We start from the raw sequence: 24070 nt of genomic DNA, 5'->3' as shown, positions 1-24070 counted from the left end.
CGCGCATCGGCGTTTACGTCCGGCCCGGGGAGCCGAAGAAACGGCGCCAGCTCATCGCGAGGCCGGTCCATACCATCACGGCGACGCCCAGGGATGTGATGCCGGCGATCGACTGCCCGATCACGCCGTACACCTCGCCGGTGTGCGCGAACCGCAACCAGCGGCGGATCTTGAAGCCGCGGCTGAAGGTCGGATAGCCGGCCCGTGCGACCAGCTCGCCGGTTGCCCGGTCGAACAGAAGGTCCTCGCTCTTCGACGGCTGGCGGCCCGTCCCGCGGTCGACGGCGACCACGACCGGGTCGTGAACCGAGGCGGGAAGGTCGATCGTGAGCGTTCGCCAGTCGGGCGTCTCGGCGCCGGCCTTCGCGGCCAGCGCCTGCAGCGCGAGCAGCGGGGGCGCCTGGTCCGGAGCAACGGGCGGGTCGTCCTGCGCGGCCGACTCCCACGGTCGCGGCGACGCCTGAAACGGCGGCGTGTCGCCCGCGAGCCGGTGGACGACGTCGGCGGCCCATTGATACGAGATCGTGGCGCCGCTGAAGACGATGACGGCGAGCGGCACGGCCGACCAGAAACCGATCACGTTGTGCCAGTTGAAATCGCGCGCGCGCCCGCCGAGGCCGCCGCGAAACCACAGTGCGTTCCTCCAGGCCGCCCGACTTGCGGCCGACGGCCACCAGAGGTAGATCCCGCTGACGAGCAGAAACAGGAACCCGACGTTGACGGTCGCCACGATGGTCCGACCGACAATCCGCTGCTCCCCCTCCAGGGCGAACCACCGGTGCCAGTACAGGACGCTCCGGAGAAAGCGTCGCGTTCGCGTGTCGCCGTCGCCCAGCGACTCGCCCTCGAAGCGGTCGACATGCAAGGTGGTCCCGTCGTCGAGCTCGACGACCGCCGGCTCGCGGGGATCCCGTTGCAGGGCCACGGACGCGACGAGACCGGCGGGCTGCTCGCGGGTGACGACGCGCGCGATCAACTCGTCGACCCCGAGCGGCGCGACGTCGGGACTTGGGGGATCGGCGCGATACCCGCGCAGCGCCCACCGGTCGAGCTGCGCCTCGTAGGTGAGGATCACGCCGGTCACCGCCAGCATGAGGATCACGACGGAGGCGGCGACGCCCACCGCCAGATGCACCCAGAATATCGCCCTGCGCAGGGACATGTCCGGCCGGTCCTGGGGCGCGGCCCCGTACGGCGTCGAGGGCGCTCTCTACTGCTGCGAGCCGTCGGAATCGGTGGCCTGATCGGAATCGGCGGCCTGATCGGAATCGGCGGCCTGATCCGAATCGGTGGCCTGATCCGAGTCGGTGGCCTGCGCGTCGGCGTCGCCACCCCCGTCCGAGTCGGTTCCGCCCGGGCAGGCCGCGCTCAACGCGGCAGCCGCCACGATCGAGCCGGCCGCGACCGCGCGCGAGAAGAACGAGCGGCGATCGACAGCGACGGTGGTGATGTCATCGTCCGTCAGCGGCGTCGGGGATCCCGGGCGATTGTCGGCGGGCTTCGGGTTGTCCAGACTGCTCATGATCCTCTCCTGAGGCTAAGATAATGATAACGAGTCTCAGTAGCCTAGTGGCACGCACCCTGGTTGTCAATCTGCAACGCGACCCCCCGGAACCAGCGCGCGAGAGCGAAGCACCAGCGGTCGCATTCGCCGGAGCAATCACATGACGACGGACCACTCCAAACCGGGACCGGCGGTCGACCGCGACTGGTACGCCTGGCTCATCGATCCGCTGCCGACCGCGGAGTTCGAACGCGACTACTACGAGCAACGGCTCCTTCACGTCCAGCGTCAGGCGCCCGCGTACTACGCCGAGCTGCTCTCGGTAACCGACCTCGACATCGTGCTGGGCACCCATGCCGCCGGTCACCGCGACATCAAGCTGGTCCGGGGCGACGGCAACGTCGCTTCGCGCGAGTACGCGAACGACGCCGGCCGGGTTCAGCCGCTGGAGGTCGCGAGGCACTTCGACGACGGCGCGACCATCGTCTTCAACCAGCTCCATACGCGTGTGCCGGCGCTGGCGCGGCTGTGCGTCGCGCTCGGGCGGCACTTCTCGTCGCGGGTCCAGACCAACGTGTATCTCACGCCGCCCGACGCGCAGGGATTCGCTCCGCACTGGGACACCCACGACGTCTTCGTACTGCAGATCAGCGGCACGAAGCGCTGGTCGATCTACGACACGAAGGTACGCTTGCCGCTCAAGGGCCAGCGCTTCGAACCCGGCACGTCTCCCGGCGACGTCAGCGACGAGTTCGAGCTCCGCCCGGGCAGCGCCGTCTACTTGCCGCGCGGCCTGATGCACTCGGCCCGGTCGACGGATCGGACGTCGCTCCACGTCACGCTCGGGCTTACCGCGTTCACATGGACCGAGTTCCTCGTCGAGAGCGTCACCGCGGCGGCGCTCGGGGAGGAATCGCTGCGCCGGAACCTCCCTCGCGACTTCGCTCGTGAGGGATTCCCCGCCGCGGAGCGGGAACGTCTGTTCGGCGAGAAGCTGGCGCTCGTGCAGTCGCGGTTCGACCCGGAGGTCGTATGGCGCCGCTTCACGGACGAGGTCCTGGCCACCGACGTACCGCTGTTCACCGACCTGCTCGGCCAGCGGCTGTGCGGGGACCCGCTGGCGCCCGGCTCGCGGGTGGGACGCCGCGTCGGACTGCTGACCGAAGCCGTGCAGGAGGGGGAGACGTGCCTCCTCCGGTACTGCGGCCGCGAGCTCAGGCTTCCGGCGGGCGCGTGGCCGGCGCTGCAGTTCGCGACGACGGCCGACGAGTTCGCCGTCGAGGACCTGCCCGACTGCCTGGACGCCGAGGGGAAGCTGACCCTGGTGACGCGACTGCTCAGAGAGGGGGTTCTCCAGCGGCGGCCTCGCCGCTGACCCAGCCGGCGCCCGCGACGTGCGTGTGGCGTTCCGGGTGGCGTTTCGAGAACGGGAATCGCGATAGGATCAACATCCTGCTGGCCGAACGCGGCCGGAAGTCCCAGTAGAATAGAAGCCTGCGAGGGCGACGATGAAGATACCGCGGCCCGGATCCGTGTCGATCGCGGTCGCAGCAGCAGCGCTTGCCGCGGCCATGGCGGCCGGTTGGCCCCCCGGCTCTTCGCATCGCCTTCTGGCCGCCTCGGCCGCACAGCCTCCGCCGGCGTCCGCCGAATCGGTGCGCCGCCTCCTGGATCGATACTGCGTCGCCTGCCACAACGAGCGCCGCGTCACCGCGGCGGGCGGGGTCGCGTCCGTGCTGGATTCGCAGCTCCGCGAAACGGGTCTCGCACTGGACGTGGCCGACACGGAGCGGCCTGGCGCCGACGCGGCGCTGTGGGAGCGCGTGATCGCGAGACTCGAGGCGGGCTCGATGCCGCCGGCGGGACGCCCGCGTCCCGGCGCGGAGGAGATGCGCGCCGTCGCGAGCTGGCTCGTGACGCGCATCGACCAGGCGGCCGCGGCGAACCCGAATCCGGGCAGGACCGCTTCGATGCACCGCCTGAACCGCACCGAGTACGGCAACGCGATTCGCGACCTCCTCGCCCTGGAGATCGACGCGGCGGCGCTGCTGCCCGGCGACGAGACCTCGGATACCGGGTTCGACAACAACGCGGAGGTCCTCTCCATATCGACCGCGCAACTGGAGCGGTATCTCTCCGCGGCACGGAAGATCTCGCGACTGGCCACCGGTGTCACGACGGCGCCCGATTTCGCGCGCTTCGAGAACTCCGTGCTGCTGACCCAGGCGGACCGGCGGAACGAGGATCTGCCGCTCGGATCCCGCGGCGGCCTCTCCGCCACGCACCACTTCCCGGCCGACGGCAACTACATCTTCCGCATCGCGCTGACGACCAACTGGCAGGACTACGTCCGCGGCATGGGCAGAAGGAACCTGCTGGACCTCCGCATCGACGGCCGGCTCGTCCGGCGCTTCACGGTGGGGGGCGAGGCGCCGGGCACGCCGGCTCCGACGACCTGGTCGCCGGCCGAAGCGGGCGACCCCGAGTGGGAGCGGTACGTCCGCGAGTCGGCCGCCCACCTGGAAGTCCGCGCCCCGGTCGATGCGGGACCGCACGTCGTCGGGGTCTCTTTCGTCCGCAACCGCTGGGAGCCCGAGGGTCCGCTGCAGCCCGTGATGAAGGGAGCGGTCCTGTCGAACGACGAGAAGTACCACGGGAACGCGGAGGTCCAGGCCCTGACCATCGAGGGCCCCTACGAGGGCGCCGTTCCCGAGGACACACCGAGCCGGCGGCGAATCTTCGTGTGCGATCCCGCCGCCGTGACGGAGGAGGAGGCCTGCGCCGAACGGATCCTGTCCAGGCTGGCCCGCCGCGCCTATCGCAGGCCCCCGGCGGACCCGGACGTCGATACGCTGCTGGAGTTCTTCCGGGACGGGCGGGCGAAAGCGGGGGGCCGCTTCGACAGCGGTATCCAGCTCGCGCTCGAACGGCTGCTCGTCGATCCCGACTTCCTGCTGCGCGTGCACGAGGAGCCGCCGGGCGCGGCGCCGGGACAGGCGTACCCGCTGGGCGGCCTGGAACTCGCGTCGCGCCTGTCGTTCTTCATGTGGAGCAGCATTCCCGACGACGAGCTGCTCGACGTCGCCGAGCGCGGCGAGCTGACGGATCCCGCGGTGCTGCGCCGGCAGGTGCGGCGCATGCTGGCCGATCCGCGCAGCGAGGCGCTGGTGAGCAACTTCGCGGTGCAGTGGCTGCACCTGCGGAACCTCGACGACGTGAAGGCCGATCCCGCCGTCTATCCCGAGTTCGACCAGGATCTGGTGGAGGCGTTCCGGCAGGAGACGGCGTTGTTCATCGGCAGCACCATCGAGGAAGACCGGAGCGTCCTGGACCTGCTCGGCGCCAACTACACCTACGTGAACGAGCGGCTGGCCCGGCACTACGGCATCCCCGGCGTCTACGGGAGCCGCTTCCGGCGCGTGACGCTTCCGGACTTGGAGCAGCGGGGCGGATTGCTGGGCCACGGTTCGCTGCTGTCGCTGACCTCCTACCCGCACCGCACCTCGCCCGTCCTGCGGGGACGGTGGCTTCTGGAAGCGATCTTCGGGACGCCCCCGCCGGGTCCTCCGCCCGACGTGCCCGCGTTGCCGGAGCGGGGGGCGAACGACGCGCCGGCGTCGATGCGCGAGCGGCTGGAGATGCATCGGCGCAATCCCGCGTGCGCGAGCTGCCACCGGACCATCGATCCGCCGGGCTTCATGCTCGAGCACTACGACGCCATCGGGCGGTGGCGCTCCGTCACCGACGACGGACGCGCGGTCGACGCCGCCGGCACCCTGCCGAACGGGGTGACGGCGGAGGGCCTCGCCGGACTGCGAGCCCTGCTCCTCGAAGCGCCGGAGCAGTTCGCGGGCACGCTCACCAGGCGGCTGCTGGCCTACGCCCTCGGGCGCGAGCCGCAGTACTACGACCAGCCGACGGTACGCCGCATCGTCCGCAACGCGGCGGCGGACGGGCACCGCTGGTCATCCATCATTCTCGGGATCGTCGAGAGCCCGGCGTTCCTGACCCGGCGGGCGGCGGAGTGACGGGAAACGGATTCACCTCGCGTGATTGGAGCACGAGCCGACGAGAGGACCGACATGAGAGGCATCAACATCTTCACCGCGAAGCCCTTGTCCCGCCGGACGGTCCTGCGCGGCGTGGGCGCAACCGTGGCGTTGCCGTTCCTGGATGCCATGGCGCCCGGCGTGTCCGCGTCGACGCGTGCCGCGGCCAAGCGGATTCATCGCTTTCAGGCGATATTCGTGCCGAACGGGATGGCCATGGAGTACTGGTCGCCGGCGACGGCGGGAAGCGGCTTCGAGCTCACCCCGATTCTCCAGCCCTTCGCGCCGTTCCGGGACCGGATGCTCGTCTTCTCGGGTCTCAACTCGTCATGGACCTACGTCCATGCCGGCGCTTCCGGTTCGTTCCTGACCGGCACGAGCCGCGGGGGGACGTCCGAAACGGACGTGGTGGCGGACACGTCGATCGACCAGATTCTCGCGCGCGAGTTCGGCCCGTCGACGCCGCTCGCCTCCCTCGAGCTGTCCATAGACAAGGAGGCCAACGCGGGACAGTGCACGTCCGGCCTGAGCTGCGCGTACACGCAGACGATCTCGTGGCGCACGCCCACCATGCCGCTGCCGATGGAGAACAACCCGCGGGCCGTGTTCGAACGGCTGTTCGGCGACAGCGGCTCGACCGACCCCGCCGTGCGGCTCGCCCGCATGCGGGAGAAGCGCAGCATCCTGGACTCGGTGATGGACAAGCTGGCGGACGTCGAGCGGCGGGTCGGGACGGACGACCGACGCAAGGTCGACGAGTACGCCGCCGCCATCCGCGACGTCGAGAGACGGATCGAGGTGGCGGAATCCCGCAGCGACGTGCATCCGGTCTTCGCCGACGAGCCGCGGGGCGTGCCCTCCACGTTCGAGGAGCACGTCGAGTTGATGTTCGACCTCCAGTTCCTGGCGCTGCAGAGCGATACCACCCGCGTGGCCACGTTCATGCTGGGCCGGGAGCAGAGCACGCGGACCTATCCCGAGGTGGGCGTAGACGAACCGCACCATCCGCTGTCGCACCACGGCAACGACCCGGCGCAGATCGCCAAGATGTCCAAGGTCAACACGCATCACGCGGCGCTGACGGCGAAGTACCTGGAACGGCTCCGAGCGACGCCGGACCAGGACGGGTCGCTCCTCGACAACATGACGATCATGTACGGCACGTGCATGTCCAACAGCACGCGCCACGCGGGCAACAACGTCCCGATCCTGGTGCTCGGCGGGGGTGCGGGGCGGCTGAAGGGCGGCCGGCATCTCCAGTACGGCGCGGGGACCACGCACGCCAATCTCCTGCTCACGCTGCTCGACAAGTTCGACGTCCCCCTGGATCGTGTCGGCGGCAGCACCGGGCCCTTGCCGATCGACGGGATCGACACGCTGACGGAGCTGTAAGGGGCGGGGTGGCGGTACGCCGCCGTTCCGGTAGTCTTGCGCGGCAGAAGCGATGCAGACCGCGCCGGACGTCAAGTCAGGAGGATGCCGAAGATGCCGGGCGTGAAGAGAAGCGCCGTCAGGAGGCCTGTGGCGCGCGTCTGTCGTTCCGCGTTGCTGCTGGCCCTGGTCGGGGTCGGTGTCGCGGCCGCGGCGCCGCCGGAGACGGTGCTCGCCGACGCGGCGAAGCGCGCCGATTGGGCCGCGGTCCGGACGCTGCTTCAGGCGGGGGCCGACGTCGACGCCCGCCAGGGCGACGGCTCCACCGCGCTGCACTGGGCGAGCTACCGGGACAATCGGGAGATCGCGGCGCTGCTGATTCGTGCGGGGGCGGATGTGGACGCCGCCAACGACCTCGGGGTGACGGCGCTCTGGACCGCCTGCGAGAACGGCAGCTCGGCCATGGTCGAGGCCCTGCTCGAGGCCGGCGCCGACCCGAACACGCCGCTGCCCTTCGGGGAGACGCCGCTCATGACGGCGGCCCGAGCGGGCAATGCGGACGTCGTCGGCCGGCTGCTGGCCGCGGGCGCCGAGGTCGACGCCGCCACCGAGCCGGGAGCGTACGGCGCGCAGACGGCCCTGATGTGGGCGGTCGCGCAGAAGCATCCCGCGGTCGTCGAGGTGCTCCTGGCCCATGGCGCCGACGTTCACGCGCGCTCGACCACGTTCACCGAGACCGTCAAGACCGTCTCGACGTACGCGAACTACGGCCTCCAGTGCGTGCCCCGGGACGAGTGCTACATCACCGAGGTGCAGAGCGGCGGCTTCACCCCGCTGCTGTTCGCGGCCCGGGTGGGCGACCTCGCCTCGGCGCGGCTGCTCGCGGCGGCGGGCGCCGACGTGAACGGGACGACGCCCGACGGGGCCAGCGCCCTGGCGGTGGCCGCGCTCAGCGGCAACGGAGCCGTCGGCGCGTTGCTGCTCGAACACGGCGCGGATCCGAATGCGGCCGGCGGCGGCTACGCGCCGCTGCACGCGGCGATTCTGCAGCGCGATCCGGACCTGGCCCAGGCGCTTCTCGCGGCCGGAGCGGACCCGAATGCCCGGGTGTCGGCCTCGACGCGCTACACCCGTGACAGCGCGGATTTCTTCTTCCCGCCCTGGTACGTCGGGGCGCCGGCGCTCTGGCTGGCGGCGCGCCACCGGGAGGCCGGGATCATGCGCCTGCTGGCCCGCCACGGCGCCGATCCCCACGCCACGCACGACCCGCAGTACTGGACCCGCGACCGGGGCACGGCCGCCGGCCGGATGTGGGTCGAGGAAGGCGAGACGACCGCCCTGATGGCGGCGGTCGGACTCGGCGGACGCGACCCGCTCTGGGCCGTGGAACACCGTGCGCGAGTCGGGGAGGCGACCGAGCTCGGCGGGGGACCGGATCGCACCGCGGCCGAGGCGGCCGCGCTGGAAGCCGTCCGGGTGGCGGTCGCGCTGGGCGTCGACGTCGACGCGGCGAACGCGCGCGGGCGGACGGCGGTCAGCGCCGCCCGGGTCAACGGGTTCGACGAAGTGGCCGCCTTCCTCGTCGAGCACGGGGCGAAACGTTGATGCCTGCGCAGCCTCGTCCACGACGCGTCTTCCTGCCCGCGGCGATGATCCTCGCCGCCTGCGCGGTTGCGCGACCGGCACTGCTCGCCCAGTCCCCGGCCGAGTCGGAGTTCGTCCCCGTCACCGACGCGATGCTGCAGGCGCCGGCGCCCGGCGACTGGCCGATGTGGCGCCGCACCCTGGACGGCTGGGGCTACAGCCCCCTCGACCAGGTGGACCGGGACAACGTCGGCGACCTGCGCCTGGTCTGGTCCCGCGCCCTGCGCGCCGGCGGGCGGCAGCAGGGCACGCCGCTGGTCTACGACGGCATTCTCTACATGCCGAATCCGAGCGACGTCATCCAGGCCATCGACGCGGCGACCGGGGATCTGATCTGGGAGTACCAGCGTCCGCTGCCCGACGACGCCTGCGAGCGCATCATGCCCGGGGTGTGCACGACGAACCGCAACCTCGCCATCTACGACGACCTGATCATCGACACCAGCGTCGACGAGTTCGTGTTCGCCCTCGACGCCAAGACCGGCGAGCTCGTGTGGGAGACGCCGGTCCTCGACTACCGGACGCACCCGGCGAACCAGAGCACCGGACCGATCATCGCCAACGGGAAGGTCATCTCCGGGCGGAGCTGCATGCCCGCGGCCGGACCGGACGCCTGCGTTATCACCGCGCACGACCCGCACACCGGCGAGGAGCTGTGGCGCCGGCGCACCATCCCGCGGCCCGGCGAGCCCGGCGACGAGACGTGGGGCGGGCTGCCCGACGCGGAGCGGCGCCACGTCGGCACGTGGATGGCCCCGAGCTACGACCCGGAGCTGAACCTCCTCTTCATCGGCACGTCGGTGACCTCGCCAGCCCCGAAGTTCATGGTGGGGGGCGCCGACAACCGGCACCTGTACCACAACTCGACACTCGCCCTCGACGCCGACACCGGTGAGATTGTCTGGTACTACCAGCACCTCAACGACCACTGGGACCTCGACCATCCGTTCGAGCGGCTGCTCGTCGACACGGTGGTTCGCCCGGATCCGGCCGCGGTGAGCTGGATCAATCCTCGCCTGCAACAGGGCGAGGAGCGCCGCGTGATGACGGGCATCCCCGGCAAGACCGGCGTGGTCTACACCCTCGACCGCGCCACCGGCGAGTTCCTGTGGGCGACGCCCACCGTGGCGCAGAACGTCATCAGCAGCATCGACGGCGCGACCGGCGCGGTCTCCGAGAATCCGGAGCTCATCTTCGGCGGCTTCGGACAGGAAGTCCTCACCTGCCCCACCGCGATGGGCGGCAAGGATTGGGAGGCCGGGGCCTACAGCCCGCGCACCAACATGATGTACATGCCGCTGCGCAACGCCTGCGCGCGAATGGCGGCGCTCGACGACGGCGGCCGGTCGCTCTACAGCCTGAGCATGCGCAACGAGCTCGCCCCCGGCACCGACCAGCTCGGCGCCGTGTGGGCCATCTCGGCCGAGACCGGCGTCACCGCCTGGACCTGGGAGCAGCGAGCCGCGACGATGTCGCTCGCTGCCACGGCCGGGGGCCTCGTCTTCGTGGGCGATGTCAACGGCCGCTTCCGCGCCCTCGACGACGAGACCGGCGAGGTGCTCTGGGAGGTAAACCTCGGCTCGCCGGTCAGCGGGTTCCCCGTGATCTACGCGGTCGACGGCCGGCAATACGTGGTGGCCGGTACCGGCACCGGCGGCAACGCTTCCCGCTGGAGCGCGATGACCCCGGAGTTGCGGCCGAGCAGCGGCAACAACATCTTCGTCTTCGCGTTGCCTTGATCACGGCGATAGCCTTCTGCCCTCGCCTGCGCGTTCACCCCTACTGCCGGGAGGTCGCCGTGCTCCGAAACGTCGGCGCCGTGATCGCGGGACTCGTCGCCGGGATGATCGTCAATCTCGCGCTCGTCCAGCTCAACACCGTCCTCTTTCCTCTTCCCGACGGCGTCGACCTCACCGATACGGCGCAGATGCGGGATGCGATACAGGACCTGCCGGGGGTCGCCTGGATTCTGGTGTTCGCGGCCCATCTGGGTCAGTCGTTCGTCGGCGCCTGGGTCGCCGCACGGCTGGGCGCCTCTCACTGGATGACGCTGGCGATGATCGTCGGCGTCGTGTCGCTCGGAGCGGGCATCGCGGCCCTTCCCATGCCATAGTCGCCTGCCGTGAAGACGGTCGGCGAGGATGCCGTCGTACGTAGTGTCGAGTCGGCATTGGAGGGCGGGCCAACGGAGATTGTGGCTTGTCCCAGTTGCGGCTCCGACGGAGTCGAGAGCTCCTGTCCGTCATGCGGCCAGAGAGCCAGCAGCCTTCACACCCCCATCACGGAGTTCGTCCGGGAGACGCTCGACGGCCTCTTCTCGTTCGACTCGCGCGTCTGGCGGACGCTCATCACGCTGTTCCTCCATCCCGGATTGCTGACCGTCGACTACTGGGAAGGCCGCGGCGCACGTTCCGTGGCGCCACTACGGCTCTACGCGCTCACCTATCTCGGCGACGACACGCCCGGCGAGACCGATAACCTGCACTTCCCTGGGATCGGCGAGGAAGCGACTCGCCTGCTCGTCGCCGAGCGCCGCGCCGGGCTGCTCGGCATCGACACTGCCAGCATCGACCACGGCCAGTCGACGGACTTCATTGCACACCAGATGGGCGCCGCGGCCGGCGTGCCCAACCTGGAGAACGTCGCAGACCTGTCCGGCTTGCCGCCAACCGGATTCCTGCTCGCCGCGCTGCCGATGAAGATAGCGGGCGGTACCGGCGCGCCTGTGCGGATCGTCGCGCTGATCCCGCCGTCCTGATTCACCTCCCGGTTCGGCGTCATGTCCGAATCGATCCGGGTTGATTGTGGCTGCCGGTGACCGGAAGGATCGCCCCGGAAAACCGTGCGCCGACCCCTTCGAGCAGCCACCCAATGTGCTACAATGTGCTTCATTGTGCCTGAAGCCAATGCGGCTACGTCCAGAGTCGGCATTCGCGCACTGCGACAGAACCTGAGCGTCTATCTGCGACGCATCCACCGCGGCGAGCGGTTCGAAGTCACCGACCGCGGCCGGCCCGTTGCCCTGCTCGTGCCTCTCGCAGGCAACGAGTCTCCTCTTGAAAAGCTAATCGCGCAAGGACGAGCGACCGCGCCGAAGGGCGACCTGCTGGATCTGGAACCACCTGCGGGCAAGGCTTCGAACGCCGTGAGCGAGGCGTTGATCGCCGACCGCGACGACCGAATCTGAGCGTGTGGTGGTCTATCTGGATTCCTGCGCTATCGTCAAACTCGTCGTCCCCGAGCTCGAGTCGCAGGCCCTCCGGCGGTACCTGGCGGTCCGCTACGATCGCGTCGCCAGCGGACTCGTTCGCGTCGAAGTGTTCCGTGCGTTGCGTCGGGCACACGCCTCGGAACCGGCTACGTGGCACCGGGCGGAACAGGTTCTGGAGGGCATCGCGCTGCTGGCCATCGACGAGCCGGTCCTGCGTGCCGCCGCACACCTGCAGCCGGAACGGCTGCGAAGCCTCGACGCGGTTCATCTCGCGACAGCTCTCTCGTTGGAGGGACTCGAAGCCGTGGTCACCTACGACCAGCGGCTCCTTGACGCCGCCGCGGGGGCAGGTCTCGCGGTTGCGGCGCCGCAATGAACGCGCCTCGGAACTCACCCGGCCAGATAAGGAATCGTCTGCGGCCCCTCGGGCAGGACGCAGACCCGCGCCGCCGGACCGGCCCGGTCGAGCTGCTCGCGCGTCGTCTCCGCGACGTCGTCGATGGGCGTCAGGTGCGCCGCGCGGACCTCGTCGTGCGCGAGGCCGTCGGTCTTCAGGAACACCTCGGCGCGCTGCTGGATCTGCGCCTGGACCTGCACTTCCCACTGGTCGTGCCGGTTGTGGCCCGGCGCGCAAATCATCTCGAGCAGCGCCTCCGGCGTCTCGCGGGCCCGCAAGATGTCGCCGTACTCGCCGTGTGACGGCAGCCCGTCGGCGCACTCCGCGGCGCAGACGATGGCCCCGCCCTGCCTGACCACCTGCGCCGCCGCCGACATGCCTTTCACACTCTGGTAGAGGTTCTGGTCGAGCGGGTAGCCGCTGTTGGTCGTGACGACGACATCGAACGGCGCGTCGAACGCCTGCATGGCGCTCTGCTTGACGCGCGCCGCTATCGTCCGGTGCACGGCGAAGATCTCCCCCGCCGCGACGCTGGTGATCCGCCGGTCGCGGTTGATCGCGACGTCGACGCTGAAGTGGACGCCGACGTGGGAGGCGATGCGGCGTATGGCTTCCTGAATGGGGTTCCCTTCGATGACGCCCCACCGCGCGTTCGGGCTGCCGATCATCTCGGCGTCGTGCAGCCGCATCGTTGTCCTGAACCCGGCCAGCCCCGGCGCCACCAGCTTCGGCCCGCCGCTGAACCCGGCGAAGAAGTGCGGCTCGACGAACCCGGTCGTGATGCGAAAGTCGGCCTCGACCCAGTGCCGGTTCAGCCAGACCGGCACCCGCGGCTCCACCTCGCCCAGGTGCACCAGACCGTCCTCGTCGAACGCGCTGTGGTTGACGATGGGATAGCGGTCGACGATCGGCTGCCCGAGCATCTCGATCAGCTCGCCGCGATCGTTGGGCCGGTGCGTGCCGGTGGCGATCAGGATGGCGATCCGCTCGTCGGGCACATGGGCCAGCTCGTCGAGCAGCACCGGCAGCAGCGTGTCGCTGGGCATCGGCCGGGTGATGTCGCAGACCGAGATGGCGACACTCTGCTCGGCCTTCACGAGCGACGCGAGCGGCGGCGTCCCCAGCGGCATCCGCAAGGCATGGCGAATGGCCGACTGCTCGTCCGGCAGGCCGCCGACGTAGGACGGCTCCAGGACCGTGGTGCGGTCATCCGGAAACTCGACCGACAGGCGGCCGCGGCCGTAGGCCAGATCGACGTTCATGGCAGAATCATATCGTGCCCGCTCGGCCGCACTGCGGGGGGCGAGTACGGGTGCGTGGAGCGTGACGCCGATGGTGACGCGGAGCCGGCAGGGGCCGTTTCGACCGGGCGCGGGTGGACTGCCGCCGTACCTGGCAGGACGAGCGTCCGTGCAGGCGCTCTGCCGGGCGCTCCTCGGCGATCTGCGCGACGGCCTGGCTCCGTCGCGCGATCTCGTGCTGCACGGACCGCGCGGCAACGGCAAGACCGCCCTGCTCGTCTGGCTGCAGCAGGAAGCCGCCGCCTACGCCGGCGTCGACGTTCTGTCGCTCACGCCGGCCGGCATGCCTGACGAGACGAAGCTCGTCGAGCGTCTCCTGCCCGCATCCTGGTGGCGGCGTTTCGCGCCGGGGCAGGTGTCCGTGCAGGGGATCACGTGGCGGCCGGGGCGGCGCGACCCACCGCCGCTGGACGAAGCCTTGGCGGCACGTGTGCGGAAAGCGCCGCTGCTTCTGCTGATCGACGAGGCGCACACGCTGGACGTCGCCGTCGGCCGCGCGCTGCTGAATGCCGGCCAGCAGGTGGGCAGAAGGTTGCCGTTCCTGCTCGTGCTGGCCGGCACCCCGAACCTGCGCGCCCACCTGAATGCGATGGACGCGACGTTCTGGAACCGGGCCGACCGGCGTCCCATCGGCCGGCTGGACGGACCGGCGACCGCGGCGGCGGTGCGGAATCCGTTGCGAAGCGACGACATCGACATCGACGACGACGCCCTTGCGCACATCGTCCGCGACAGCCACGGCTACCCGTATTTCGTGCAACTCTGGGGGCAGGCGGTGTGGCGCCGGGCGGCGGGTGCCACTCCACCGCGTGCCGCTCCACCGGGCGTGGCCGAAGAAAGGCGCATCACGCTGGCGGCGGCCACCGCCGTGCAGACCGCCGTGAACCGGGAGAAGGACGACTACTACCTCGATCGCTACGAAGAGCTCGAGACGTTGCGCCTGCTGCCCGTGGCGCGGTCCGTGGCGGAGGCCTTCGACACACGTCCTCTGCTGGACGACGTGCAACTCGAGACGGCAATTCGCCGCGGCTTGGCAGCCGTGCCGGAGGCCGACTCGACGACGGCGAAGGACCTGTTGCGCAACGTGGGGTACGTGTGGCGGCCGGAGGCGAAACCGGTCTGGGAACCGGGAATCCCGAGCCTGATGGACTACGTGCGGGAGCACGCTCCCGTCACACGGTCGGCGTAACGAGGAAGACGTCGAAACCGCTGCCCCCCCACGCGCGGCGGATCACCCGGCGCCCGCATCCGGCGACACGAAGGCACACATGGACGCTGGCGAGGACTCTCTTGACAGCCGCGATTCGGCCGCAGGTCCAGCGCCGGGGATCGCCCGGCGGCCTCACGCGACGAGGGTCCGCCTGACGCCGGCCGCCGCCTCGGCGGCGCGCCCGGCGATCTCCTCGTCGGTCAGCGTGCTGAGCGGATGGGTGATGACTACCGGATCGAGGCGCTCCGCGCCGAGCGCCGTTCGCTGCACGTCGGCTTCATGGAGGAACGCGTCGGTCACGATGACCGCCGTCGGAACGCCCCGCTCCTCAAGGCCGACCGCGTCGTGCAGACTGCACGACGTGCACGACCCTCAATCGCCTATCGCGGTGATCACCGCATCGTTCTCCGCCGCGATCACGTCGAGTAGGTCCGGCTGCGCCGGCCGGGAGAAGCTCTCCTTGTCGTAGAAGTTCACCTGAGCGAACGTCAGTCCAGTCTCCAGGCCGGCGACGACGCGGCGCAACAGCTTCGACGCGTTCCACTTGGTGTTGTCCAGCACGCCTAGCCGAACGCCGTCGAGCATCTCCAGGCGGGCCGCCAGCTCGCGCGGCTCCGCGGTCACCGTCCCGCGCGGGTCGTAGACGATGCGTCCGTCCGGCAGGCGTTCTCTAGCCATCTGTCACTCCCGAGTCGAATCCATGCCGTCAGTGGTCTTGAAGCGCTTCCTCACCTGCCTGCCTCACCTGCATGACGTGAGCGGCCAAGACGTCCTCCCTCAGAGCGCACACGTCCCGTCGACGCACTCCCCCGTCCCCGGCGGCCGACCGTCGATCGCCCGCAGCACGGGCGACGTCATGTGCCCCCATCCCGGCAAGAACGCCGAGAAGCGGCCGGCGTCGCCGCCGGCCACGAACAGGTGGATGTCGTCCGCGGACGGCACGATGGGAATGCGCGCCCCCGGCTCCCGCCTGTACCAGCGGGGCAGGTTGCGGTTGTAAATCTTCCCGTAGCGCCCCCCGAAGCTGATGTCGTCGAACGTATTGGTTGTCGCCGACCAAAGGTAGCGCCGCACGTCCTGGCGCGTCCACTGCTTCGCGGCAATCGTCGCGGCATGCTCCGGCCCGATGACGACGGCGCACGAGCCGCTGCTGACGGCGTTGTTGTGGGCGATGGTGCTCATCGCCGACGCGATGCTGTCGAGGATGCCTTCCGGGTCGTTCGCCACGTGGTTGGTGACGCTATGCGGCCCCTCGGCGGCGATGCAGAAGACCGTGCTGTCCTCGGGCCGGTAACCGTGCTCGACGTGGTACGGCGCCCAGGGACTCGCCTCCTCGTTCTCGGCGATGCAGAAGGTGTACTTGCCGGGATGTCCCAGCGTGCTCTTGTCGAGGTCGCCCGGCCAGCCGCCGCCCACATTGAGCAGCACGAGACGGATGGCGCGACCGATGGTGGCGTTGGCCCGGAAGCCGGATCCGAACACGTTGGGGCCCGCGTTCAGTCCGATCTCCTGTCGGATCGGCCCGTTCACCACGACCAGCGGGGCGGCCATGTGGGTGGTCGCCTGCACGCCGTGGAGGTTGAAGGGGCTGCTCGTGAGTGCCAACAGCGCGGCCCGCACCACCGGCGCGTAGTCGGGCCGGCAGCCGGCAAGCACCAGATTGATGGCGAGCACCTCGCGGGTGAGGTTGCCCCAGCGCGGCGGGACGCGGGTTTCGAGATGGGCCGCGTCGCCCCCCAAGGCATCCACCATGGCCGCCACCGACTCGGGCGTCGGCGGCACCACCGGCAGGCCGTCCGTCCAGCCCTGCTCGAAGTAGTACTCGATCAGATCCGCGATCCCGCCGGCCGCGGCGGCGCGTTCCGCGCGCTCGGCAACGGTTCCGGAATCAGACATCGCCATGTCCCTGCGCGCAGGCCGCCGTCCGTCCGGACCCCGCGGCCCTGGCCGTCACTTCCCGACGTCCTTGAACCCCTTGCCCTGCTCCGCGAGGCGTTTCAGCAACGGCGCCGGCTCGAGCCACTCGCCGTGCTCGTCGTGGAGCCGGCTCATCGCGTCGTAGACGGTCCGCAGCCCCACCAGGTCGGCCCAGAACATCGGACCGCCGCGGTAGCGCGGGAAGCCGTAGCCATGCATCCAGATGATGTCTATGTCACTGGCGCGCAGCGCGAGTCCCTCGTCCAGGATCTTCGCGCCCTCGTTGACGAGCGGATAGAGGCACCGCGGGACGATCTCGTCGTCGCCGATCGCGCGGCGCTCGATGCCGAACTCCGCGGACACCCCGGCAATGAGATCGTGGATGGCCGGGTCGGGAATGGGGACGCGGCTCCCCGCTTCGTACCGGTACCAGCCGGCGCCGGTCTTCTGCCCGTAGCGACCCTGCTCGCAGATGCGGTCGGCGATCGGCGAGTAGCGCAGGTGCGCCGGCCGGGTCGGCGCCTGCGCCTTGCGCACCCGCCAGCTCACGTCCAGACCGGCGAGATCCGCCATCTGGTAGGGCCCCATCGGCAGGCCGAAGTCATAGATGACCCGATCGATCTGCTCCGGCAGCGCGCCTTCCTCCAGCAGGAAGTCCGCTTGCCGGCGGTAGGCGTAGAGCATCCGGTTGCCGACGAAGCCGTCGCAGACACCGACCAGCACGCCCACCTTGCCCAGCTTCTTCGACAGCTTCATGACGGTGGCGATGGTCTCGGGCGACGTCCGGGCGCCGCGCACGTTCTCCATCAGCTTCATGACGTTCGCCGGGCTGAAGAAGTGGGTGCCGACGACCTGCGCCGGCCGCGACGTGGCGGCGGCGATGGCGTCGACGTCGAGGGTCGAGGTGTTGGTGGCCAGGATCGCCTCCGGCTTGCACACGCGGTCGAGCCGGGCGAAGACCTCCTTCTTCAGCGGCAGCTCCTCGAACACCGCCTCGATCACGACGTCCGCGGCGCCCAGGGCGGCGTCGTCCAGCGTCGGGGTGATGCGCGCCAGCCGCGCGTCCATCTGCGTCTGCGACAGCCGCCCCTTCGAAACGGTCGCCGCGTAGTTCTTCCGGATGATGGCCATGCCGCGGTCGAGCGCCTCGGGCGACGATTCGAGAACCGTCACCGGCAGGCCCGCGTTGGCGATGCTCATCGCGATCCCGCCGCCCATCGTGCCGCAGCCGACGACTCCCGCCGACGCAATCGGCCGGGCCGGGGTGTCTTTCGGCACATCCGGGATCTTGGCCACTTCGCGCTCGGCGAAGAAGGCGTGCCGCTGCGCCGCCGACTGGTCCGATTCGCGTAGCCGGTGGAACACGACCCGCTCGTTCTTCAGCGCCTCGGCGTAGGGCATCGTCAGCGTCGTCTCGACGCAGTCGACGCAGGCGTACGGCGCGTCGAAGCCGCGAGCGCGCTTCGCCATCTTCTTGCGGAAGTCGTCGAAGATCCCGGGGCGGCCGCGCGCCGCCTCCAGATGCTCCGTGAGCTTCGACGCCCGCCGTAGCGGCGTGCCGTCGGCTGCGAGCTGACGAGCCCGGGCGATCGCCGTCGCCACCAGGTCGCCCTCGACGCACTCGTCGACGAAGCCCAGGGCCGCTGCCTTCTCCACCGGATGGAGCTTGCCGCCGACGATCACCTCCAGCGCCTTCTCCACACCGATGAGCCGCGGCATGCGCTGCGTGCCTCCCGCGCCGGGCAGGATGCCGAGCGTCACCTCCGGAAGCCCGAGCCGCGTGCCGGGCGCGGCGAGCCGCACGTGGCACGCCAGCGCCACCTCCATGCCGCCTCCGGCCGCCACGCCGTGGATGGCGGCGACGACGGGTTTCGGCGAGGCCTCGATCTCGTCCAGGATCGCGGGCAGGTGTGCCGCTCCGGGCGGCGGCGGCGCGCTGAACTCCCGGATGTCGGCCCCGCCGCAGAACATGCGGTCGGCCCCGGCGATGACAATCGCCTTGACGGCTTCGTCGGCCAGCGCCTGGGCCACGCGCTCACCCAGCGCGGCGCGCATGGCGAAGCTCAGGCCGTTGACGGGGGGATTCGTCAGCCGCAGCAGCGCGACGTCGTCGTGGCGTTCGAACGTGACCGAACCGGGCATGCGTGACCTCTCCTGGAACGAAACCGGGTGCGACGCGAGCGATTATAAGTCTCCGCTCATGCCGCGTCTGCGGACGACGCGGCTGGCCGCGGAGAGGAGAGCGAAGTGTTCCTCATCGACTCCAACCACTGAGGCCGCCACGCCGGCTACCGCATGTCCAACAGGGGCAGCGGTCTATACCCTTCCCCGGTCGACCGGCCGCGAGCCGTCCAGCATCGCGTAGAACTTCTCGCGATCCCCCGAGGTGTCGATCGTCAGGCGCGAGACCAGCGGTATCGCCACCAGCGGAACGAAGGTCGTGACGTACGACGGATCGATTCCCTCTCCGTCCACCGTGAGGCAGTAGACGAGCAGCCGGTGCAGGGCCGAAGCGTCCTCCGGCGCGCTGAACCCGACCGTCAGAGCCAGCTTGATGAGCGCGAACCAGACCAGACCCGCGCCGTAGCCGACCGCCATGCCCCAGTACGCGCCCCGCTCGGTGGTGCGCGGCCAGTAGATGACGTAGCCGACGGCAATCGCCGGCGGCACCACCATCGCGAAGCCGAACAGCAGCAGATCGAGGATGGAGATGGTGGTCCGGGTGGCCACCACCCACGCGGCCAGGGCGGCGACGATGGCGTAGACGACAGTGGTCACCTGGTAGGCCCGGAGCCTGCGCGCCGAGTCGTAGCGGCGGGTGAACGGCAGCCAGTCGCGGACGAACATCGTGGCGCTCGACAACAGGATCGGACCGCCGGAGGAGATGACCGCGGCGAGCACCGCGGCCAGAGCGACGCCGCCGACCACCGGACTGATCTCCGAGGCGAGCGTGGTCAGGTTGCGGTAGCCGGAGAGCCCGGTGTCGATCCCGTAGCGCGCCGTGGTGAGGATGGCGATGAGCCCGGCGAGCATCGGCATCCCCGCGGCGATGATTCCAGCCGCGACGAAAGCCGGAGCGATGTGCCGCTCGTTCCGCGCCGCCGCCGCGTAGTTGGTGTAGACCGAGGCGGCGGGTGTGTGTATCGCCGCCGAGAAGATCATCGCGAACACCGGCAGCCACCCGGCGCCCGTAAATCCCCACCAGGCCGCCGTGTCGCGCGACGCCGCCGACAGGTGCCCCCCGATGGCTGCCGTGACTTCGCTCCAGCCGCCGAGCTGGTCGATGCCCAGCAGACCGACCGCTCCCAGCCCGACGAGCACCACCACGCAATGGATCAGGTTGGTGATCGCCGTCCCCCACAACCCCCCGAGCGAGACGTAGGTGGCGAAGATGGCGGCCGACACCATGACGCCCGAGAACATCGACAGCGGGGTCAGGGTGCTGACGATGACGCCGATCACGTAGGCCTCGATCAGGTTGACGATGACGTACTCGGTCTGGACGCAGAGGCTGGTCAGCCACTGGCAACGCCGGTTCCCCCACCGGAGCGTGAAGATCTCGCCGACGGTCTGCAACCGCAACCGGCGGTAGTAGACGGCGAAGAAGAGGCCGACGAGCGACAGCGCCAGGAACGTGCTGATGCCGTACCACCAGAAGTTCCAGACCCCGCCGCTGATGACGTCGCCGGCCACGCCGTAGGTACCGGCGCCGCCGATGCGCGTGCCGGCGATGCCCACCGCCACCAGCACCGTCGACATCCCGCCCCCGGCCACCGCCCAGCCGGTGGACGTGGTGGTCCGCCGCGCCATCAGGCTGCCGATGGCGGTGGCGGCGATCAGGTAGAGGACGATGACCGCGACGGCGACGGTGTCCATGGAATTCGACCGTCGGGGCTCGGAAAGCGGACGGCGGACCGCTCACGGCACCCACGAACTCCGGCTCCCGCGTCCAAGATGCCGCGGCGCGCTCCACGGGCCGGACGCCCGACACCACGCGACGAAGGTCCGGAACTGCGTCGGTTAGTGCGTGATCGCCTCGACGATGGCGTCGTACGCCGCGCGCGCCTTGGCGCGCATCTCGTCGTCCGTCGCGTCCTGGATGGGATGCGGCACATAGACCGCACGGTCCGCCACATCCGGCATGCCGAGCGCAACCGACTGCCGCTCGGCGGCCTCGACGAACTCGGTGGACGCCACCATCACCGTGGGGATGCCCTGCGCCTCGTAGTCGACCAGGTCGTGCACACTGCACGACGTGCAGGACCCTCAATCGGCGAGGGCCTGAATCACCGCCTTGCAGCGCTCGGCCACCTCCTCGCGCAGATCGGTCGGGGCCGGCCGCGTGAAGGTCGGCTTCCGCAGGCGGATGACGTCGAGGCCGGGTTGCCGGTCCCGCAGCAACGCCTCGAGCTCGTCGCAGAAGACGTCGCCGCGCGGCTTCGAGATGTCGACGATTCCGACAGTGCCGGACAGGCCGCCGGCGCGCGCCGCGAGCTGCCGGCCGATCGGTTCGCGTTCGTCGGTCGGATCGAGAATGACGGAAGCGTCGTGCATGCGGCCTCCCGGCTGGATGCGCTTCACTCTAGCACACGGCGCGTTCACTGATCGGCGCCGCCTTGCTGTGGGCAGGTTGGTCCACCGACATGAAGTTGTCGAGCAGGTCCGGAGCGAAGAGGCAGGGTGAATTCACTCTCTTCTGCCTGAAGGACCCGGAGCTTCGCTCGATCTCTGCATTCGGTCGCCCACGAGGTCCGCTATCCGACTTGCACAGCGCTCGTACACGATGTCGACGATGGCCTGCGCCCGCTCGCGGGGCACGTGGCCTTCGTGTTCCCAGTTGCCGTATCGCCCCTGGTTCCCCGCTTCGGAGATCAGCTTGAGCTCGCGGTGATCGATCCCGTCGGTTATCCGTTCGCCGAGTCTCTCAGTCCTCTCGGCGTATTCCTGCAGATGGTGTCCGGGCCGCACCCGTTGGCCGCTGGCGTGCAGAACGGCCTTGATGGCCTGTTCCAGCGACTGGGCCATGAGCATCATGTACCCGGTCTCGCTTGCCGTGCCCGGCATCGCCCGTGCGTTGCTTCGCTGCTCGTCGGCCTTTTCGATCGCGCGCCGCGCTTCTTCCGCCGCCGTCAGTTTCTGCCATCCCATTTCGGTCGTCTTGTCGAATCGGTTCACCTGCAGCCTGTCGCGCAGGCGCGGCGGCGGGCTCTCGATGCCGCGTTCCCGGCTGTACAGGATCAACCCGTCGTTCCATACACTGCGGTGCAGTCCGCGCGTGCTGGCGAAGCAGTCCGTGAAGTCCCGGGAAGCAAGATGGCCGCTGTCGATCGGAGGCTCGTCCGCCCCGGCGCCGGCCAGCACCCGGCATCCGCTCTCGCTGTCCGCTTTGCGCGCGTCGATGATGGCGATGTCCACGTCGCTGTCGTGGCGCGCGGTTCCCGTGGCGCGCGAGCCGAACAGCACGACCATCCCGGCGTCCATCGCCGCGCCGATCCGTTCGGCCAGCTTGCACAGTCGGGCGCTGTCCGTGAGGCTGTTATCTCTTGCCATGTCGGCGCCGTGCATTCCCGGTTCCGCCTGCGGCTCCGGCGTGGAACTGAAAGCGCTGATCAAGACCAGCCTACAACGATCACGGTCCAGTCTCTCTGCGTCACTACCGCCGGATCGGCCGCGTGACCGCCTTCGACCCCAGTCCGCCGCTGGCCCACCCGCCGACCGCCGCCGAGAACTTCCCCGCCGTGCCGCCGGCCACCATGATGAGGATGTTGTCCGCCTGCGAGAACTTCGGGAAGGGGCGGTCCAGCGCCTCGGGTGTCGGCCGGCCGCCGGGACCGAGCCAGTCCTTCGGCAGCGCGCGCGCCACGGTCCCCTTCTGGCACTCGTCGTTCGGCAGCACGTCGCGCAGCGGCCGGGCGGTCACCTCCTGAATCCGGGCGCGGAGGTCGTCCCGCGTGTACCCGTCGCGCTCGAAGGTGCGGGCGTGCTCGGGCGAGACCACCAGCAGCGCCTGATCCATGCCGTGCAGCTTGACGTGGGCGATGGCTTCGAGCGAGAACCCCATGCTGGCCGCCAGCGACCGCGAGTTGCGGGAGAGCTGGTCGCGAATGGCGCGCGGCGCCTCGGCCGCGAAGACGGTGACGGTGCTCTGCTCGCGGTCGAAGCCGCGCTCGACGTGCAGCGGCTCCCAGCAGCTCAGCTCCTCGAGCTCGCCGATGCAGGCGCCGAACTTGCCCGGCTGGCCGAGCGTGGACATGTCCACCTCGCCGGGACGGCCGCCGCCCACGTTGCGAACCACGAGCTGCAGGGCGCGCCCGATGGTGGCGTTGGCGCGGGTGCCCTGGCCGAAGACGTTCCTGCCGCAGTTGAGCCCTATCTCGTGGCGGATCGGCCCGTTGACAATGACGAGCGGCCCGACGAAGTAGGTCGTCGCCAGCACCCCGTGCAGGTTGAACGCATCCGTGCAGGCGGCCTCCACGGCGGCGATGACCACCGGCAGGTACACCGGCTTGCAGCCGGCCATGACGGCGTTGATGGCGACCTTCTCCACCGTGGCCGGAGCCAGGTTGGGCGGCACGTCGGCCACCACGTCACCGGGCGGCCGCGAGGTGCCGGCCAGCATCCGCGCCACACGTTCCTCGGTGGGCGGCACCACGGGCAGGCCGTCGGTCAGACCCTGCTGGTCGAGGAACTCGAACGGATCGAGGTCGGCCGGCATGCGGACCCGGCGCGCGGCCAGCCTCGAGGCATCGCGTCTGGCCGCCAGCCGGCGGGCCACGTCGGGATCGTGCACCTTCGAGCCGCACCCGGGCCGCGAGTCGGGTAGCGACTCGCCCTCTCTCTCTACCGCCGGCGCGGCGCCACCGCACCGCTCGGCCGCGAGGTCGGCCAGCGTCTGCAGGTCGGTCTTGCCGAAACCCTCGAAGCTGGCCAGGACGTTGGCATCCCCGTCGACCAGCACCAACGCGGGGACGGCGTCGAAGCCGTACTCTTCGGAAACGAGCAGTTCGGCGTCGAGAGCACGCGGAAGCGTGAGCCCGTGCCGCTCGGCGAAACCGGCGGTGAGCGCCGCGTCGTCCTGCGAGACGCCCAGCACGCGCAGGCCGGAGCCCGACAGCGCCTGGTGCACCCGTTCGACCAGGGGCGCCGTCAGGTCGCACGTCGCGCAGTCGTGCTTGAAGAAGAAGAGCAGCGTCGCCGGCGCGGCAGGGCCGTCGGGACCGAACGCGCAGGGGTCGCCGGCGGCGTCGCGCAACGCGAACGAGGCCGCCTTCGTGCCGGGAGCAGGAAGCGTGGACATGGCGCCGCCCAGTATAAGATAGAGGCTGGTCGGCTCACCGGTAGCGCAGCCTGCCCGAACCCCTTGGCGACCCGCGGTGGAACCCCACGCAGCACCTCGAACAGCGCAGCCCGCCTCGCCGGAGGCCGGTTGCGGCTCCCTGGACGAGCCGGCAGAGCGCCGGCCGCAG

General features: G+C 70.1%; 21 protein-coding genes. 10 read left to right on the top strand and 11 right to left on the bottom strand.

Annotated elements, in window-relative coordinates; all coding sequences use genetic code 11:
- Positions 1-13 precede the first annotated feature (13 nt).
- Together F4X11_17270 and F4X11_17265 are read right to left on the bottom strand one after the other, a co-directional pair.
- Positions 14-1162 carry a PepSY domain-containing protein gene (locus F4X11_17270; protein MYN66754.1) on the bottom strand — a complete coding sequence of 383 codons (1149 nt, stop codon included), beginning with the start codon at positions 1160-1162 and terminating at the stop codon, positions 14-16.
- A 48-nt stretch (positions 1163-1210) separates the two neighbouring features.
- Positions 1211-1522: a hypothetical protein gene (locus F4X11_17265; protein MYN66753.1), complete on the bottom strand. Its 312-nt coding sequence runs from the start codon at positions 1520-1522 to the stop codon at positions 1211-1213.
- A 142-nt stretch (positions 1523-1664) separates the two neighbouring features.
- Between F4X11_17265 and F4X11_17260 the strand changes: the two genes are divergently transcribed.
- The 9 genes from F4X11_17260 (at position 1665) to F4X11_17220 (ending at position 12155) form a co-directional block, all read left to right on the top strand.
- Entirely contained in the window at positions 1665-2879 is a 1215-nt protein-coding gene (locus F4X11_17260; GenBank protein ID MYN66752.1) for a hypothetical protein, read from the top strand.
- A gap of 133 nt (positions 2880-3012) precedes the next feature.
- Positions 3013-5532 carry a DUF1592 domain-containing protein gene (locus F4X11_17255; GenBank protein MYN66751.1) on the top strand — a complete coding sequence of 840 codons (2520 nt, stop codon included), beginning with the start codon at positions 3013-3015 and terminating at the stop codon, positions 5530-5532.
- A gap of 54 nt (positions 5533-5586) precedes the next feature.
- Positions 5587-6945, top strand: a complete 1359-nt coding sequence (locus F4X11_17250; protein ID MYN66750.1) for a DUF1552 domain-containing protein — start codon at positions 5587-5589, stop codon at positions 6943-6945.
- Between the two features lie 84 nt (positions 6946-7029).
- Positions 7030-8529 carry a hypothetical protein gene (locus F4X11_17245; GenBank protein MYN66749.1) on the top strand — a complete coding sequence of 500 codons (1500 nt, stop codon included), beginning with the start codon at positions 7030-7032 and terminating at the stop codon, positions 8527-8529.
- Positions 8529-10307, top strand: a complete 1779-nt coding sequence (locus F4X11_17240) for a PQQ-binding-like beta-propeller repeat protein (GenBank protein ID MYN66748.1) — start codon at positions 8529-8531, stop codon at positions 10305-10307. Before F4X11_17245 ends, F4X11_17240 begins: the two co-directional genes overlap by 1 nt.
- Before the next feature lie 59 nt (positions 10308-10366).
- On the top strand, positions 10367-10681 hold the full coding sequence (locus tag F4X11_17235; GenBank protein MYN66747.1) for a hypothetical protein: 315 nt from the start codon (positions 10367-10369) through the stop codon (positions 10679-10681).
- A 9-nt stretch (positions 10682-10690) separates the two neighbouring features.
- A complete protein-coding gene (locus F4X11_17230) occupies positions 10691-11326 on the top strand; it encodes a DUF3667 domain-containing protein (protein ID MYN66746.1) in 636 nt (211 codons plus the stop codon).
- Between the two features lie 123 nt (positions 11327-11449).
- On the top strand, positions 11450-11755 hold the full coding sequence (locus tag F4X11_17225) for a type II toxin-antitoxin system prevent-host-death family antitoxin (GenBank protein MYN66745.1): 306 nt from the start codon (positions 11450-11452) through the stop codon (positions 11753-11755).
- A 7-nt stretch (positions 11756-11762) separates the two neighbouring features.
- Positions 11763-12155: a type II toxin-antitoxin system VapC family toxin gene (locus F4X11_17220; GenBank protein ID MYN66744.1), complete on the top strand. Its 393-nt coding sequence runs from the start codon at positions 11763-11765 to the stop codon at positions 12153-12155.
- Between the two features lie 14 nt (positions 12156-12169).
- Here the strand turns inward: F4X11_17220 and larA are convergent, their stop codons facing one another.
- Positions 12170-13438 carry a nickel-dependent lactate racemase gene (larA, locus tag F4X11_17215; protein ID MYN66743.1) on the bottom strand — a complete coding sequence of 423 codons (1269 nt, stop codon included), beginning with the start codon at positions 13436-13438 and terminating at the stop codon, positions 12170-12172.
- Between larA and F4X11_17210 the strand changes: the two genes are divergently transcribed.
- Positions 13437-14666 carry an ATP-binding protein gene (locus tag F4X11_17210; GenBank protein ID MYN66742.1) on the top strand — a complete coding sequence of 410 codons (1230 nt, stop codon included), beginning with the start codon at positions 13437-13439 and terminating at the stop codon, positions 14664-14666. The two genes, larA and F4X11_17210, sit on opposite strands and share 2 nt — an antisense overlap.
- Positions 14667-15059: 393 nt before the next feature.
- Here the strand turns inward: F4X11_17210 and F4X11_17205 are convergent, their stop codons facing one another.
- From F4X11_17205 to F4X11_17170, 8 genes are all read right to left on the bottom strand, one after another.
- Entirely contained in the window at positions 15060-15365 is a 306-nt protein-coding gene (locus F4X11_17205; protein MYN66741.1) for a hypothetical protein, read from the bottom strand.
- A gap of 99 nt (positions 15366-15464) precedes the next feature.
- Positions 15465-16526 carry a hypothetical protein gene (locus F4X11_17200; protein MYN66740.1) on the bottom strand — a complete coding sequence of 354 codons (1062 nt, stop codon included), beginning with the start codon at positions 16524-16526 and terminating at the stop codon, positions 15465-15467.
- Between the two features lie 111 nt (positions 16527-16637).
- On the bottom strand, positions 16638-18746 hold the full coding sequence (locus tag F4X11_17195) for a 3-hydroxyacyl-CoA dehydrogenase (GenBank protein MYN66739.1): 2109 nt from the start codon (positions 18744-18746) through the stop codon (positions 16638-16640).
- 174 nt (positions 18747-18920) lie between these two features.
- Complete coding sequence (locus tag F4X11_17190) at positions 18921-20480, bottom strand: hypothetical protein (protein MYN66738.1); 1560 nt, start codon at positions 20478-20480, stop codon at positions 18921-18923.
- A gap of 144 nt (positions 20481-20624) precedes the next feature.
- Positions 20625-20849: a hypothetical protein gene (locus F4X11_17185; GenBank protein ID MYN66737.1), complete on the bottom strand. Its 225-nt coding sequence runs from the start codon at positions 20847-20849 to the stop codon at positions 20625-20627.
- A 21-nt stretch (positions 20850-20870) separates the two neighbouring features.
- Entirely contained in the window at positions 20871-21158 is a 288-nt protein-coding gene (locus tag F4X11_17180; protein ID MYN66736.1) for a hypothetical protein, read from the bottom strand.
- A 132-nt stretch (positions 21159-21290) separates the two neighbouring features.
- A complete protein-coding gene (locus F4X11_17175; protein ID MYN66735.1) occupies positions 21291-22169 on the bottom strand; it encodes a nucleotidyltransferase domain-containing protein in 879 nt (292 codons plus the stop codon).
- Between the two features lie 88 nt (positions 22170-22257).
- Positions 22258-23901 (bottom strand): TlpA family protein disulfide reductase, encoded by a 1644-nt coding sequence (locus F4X11_17170; GenBank protein ID MYN66734.1) that lies wholly within the window; start codon positions 23899-23901, stop codon positions 22258-22260.
- Positions 23902-24070 lie beyond the last annotated feature (169 nt).

The sequence above is a fragment of the Acidobacteriota bacterium genome, assembly GCA_009861545.1.
GTDB lineage: Bacteria > Acidobacteriota > Vicinamibacteria > Vicinamibacterales > UBA8438 > WTFV01.
This window is presented reverse-complemented; position numbering and strand designations above follow the sequence as displayed.

Excerpts from the sequence above, each read along its gene's own strand:
- F4X11_17270 (MYN66754.1), bottom strand. The coding sequence starts at position 1,162 with ATGTCCCTGCGCAGGGCGATATTCTGGGTGCATCTGGCGGTGGGCGTC.
- F4X11_17265 (MYN66753.1), bottom strand. The coding sequence starts at position 1,522 with ATGAGCAGTCTGGACAACCCGAAGCCCGCCGACAATCGCCCGGGATCC.
- F4X11_17260 (MYN66752.1), top strand. The coding sequence starts at position 1,665 with ATGACGACGGACCACTCCAAACCGGGACCGGCGGTCGACCGCGACTGG.
- F4X11_17255 (MYN66751.1), top strand. The coding sequence starts at position 3,013 with ATGAAGATACCGCGGCCCGGATCCGTGTCGATCGCGGTCGCAGCAGCA.
- F4X11_17250 (MYN66750.1), top strand. The coding sequence starts at position 5,587 with ATGAGAGGCATCAACATCTTCACCGCGAAGCCCTTGTCCCGCCGGACG.
- F4X11_17245 (MYN66749.1), top strand. The coding sequence starts at position 7,030 with ATGCCGAAGATGCCGGGCGTGAAGAGAAGCGCCGTCAGGAGGCCTGTG.
- F4X11_17240 (MYN66748.1), top strand. The coding sequence starts at position 8,529 with ATGCCTGCGCAGCCTCGTCCACGACGCGTCTTCCTGCCCGCGGCGATG.
- F4X11_17225 (MYN66745.1), top strand. The coding sequence starts at position 11,450 with ATGTGCTTCATTGTGCCTGAAGCCAATGCGGCTACGTCCAGAGTCGGC.
- F4X11_17210 (MYN66742.1), top strand. The coding sequence starts at position 13,437 with ATGGCAGAATCATATCGTGCCCGCTCGGCCGCACTGCGGGGGGCGAGT.
- larA (MYN66743.1), bottom strand. The coding sequence starts at position 13,438 with ATGAACGTCGATCTGGCCTACGGCCGCGGCCGCCTGTCGGTCGAGTTT.
- F4X11_17205 (MYN66741.1), bottom strand. The coding sequence starts at position 15,365 with ATGGCTAGAGAACGCCTGCCGGACGGACGCATCGTCTACGACCCGCGC.
- F4X11_17195 (MYN66739.1), bottom strand. The coding sequence starts at position 18,746 with ATGCCCGGTTCGGTCACGTTCGAACGCCACGACGACGTCGCGCTGCTG.
- F4X11_17190 (MYN66738.1), bottom strand. The coding sequence starts at position 20,480 with ATGGACACCGTCGCCGTCGCGGTCATCGTCCTCTACCTGATCGCCGCC.
- F4X11_17180 (MYN66736.1), bottom strand. The coding sequence starts at position 21,158 with ATGCACGACGCTTCCGTCATTCTCGATCCGACCGACGAACGCGAACCG.
- F4X11_17175 (MYN66735.1), bottom strand. The coding sequence starts at position 22,169 with ATGCACGGCGCCGACATGGCAAGAGATAACAGCCTCACGGACAGCGCC.
- F4X11_17170 (MYN66734.1), bottom strand. The coding sequence starts at position 23,901 with ATGTCCACGCTTCCTGCTCCCGGCACGAAGGCGGCCTCGTTCGCGTTG.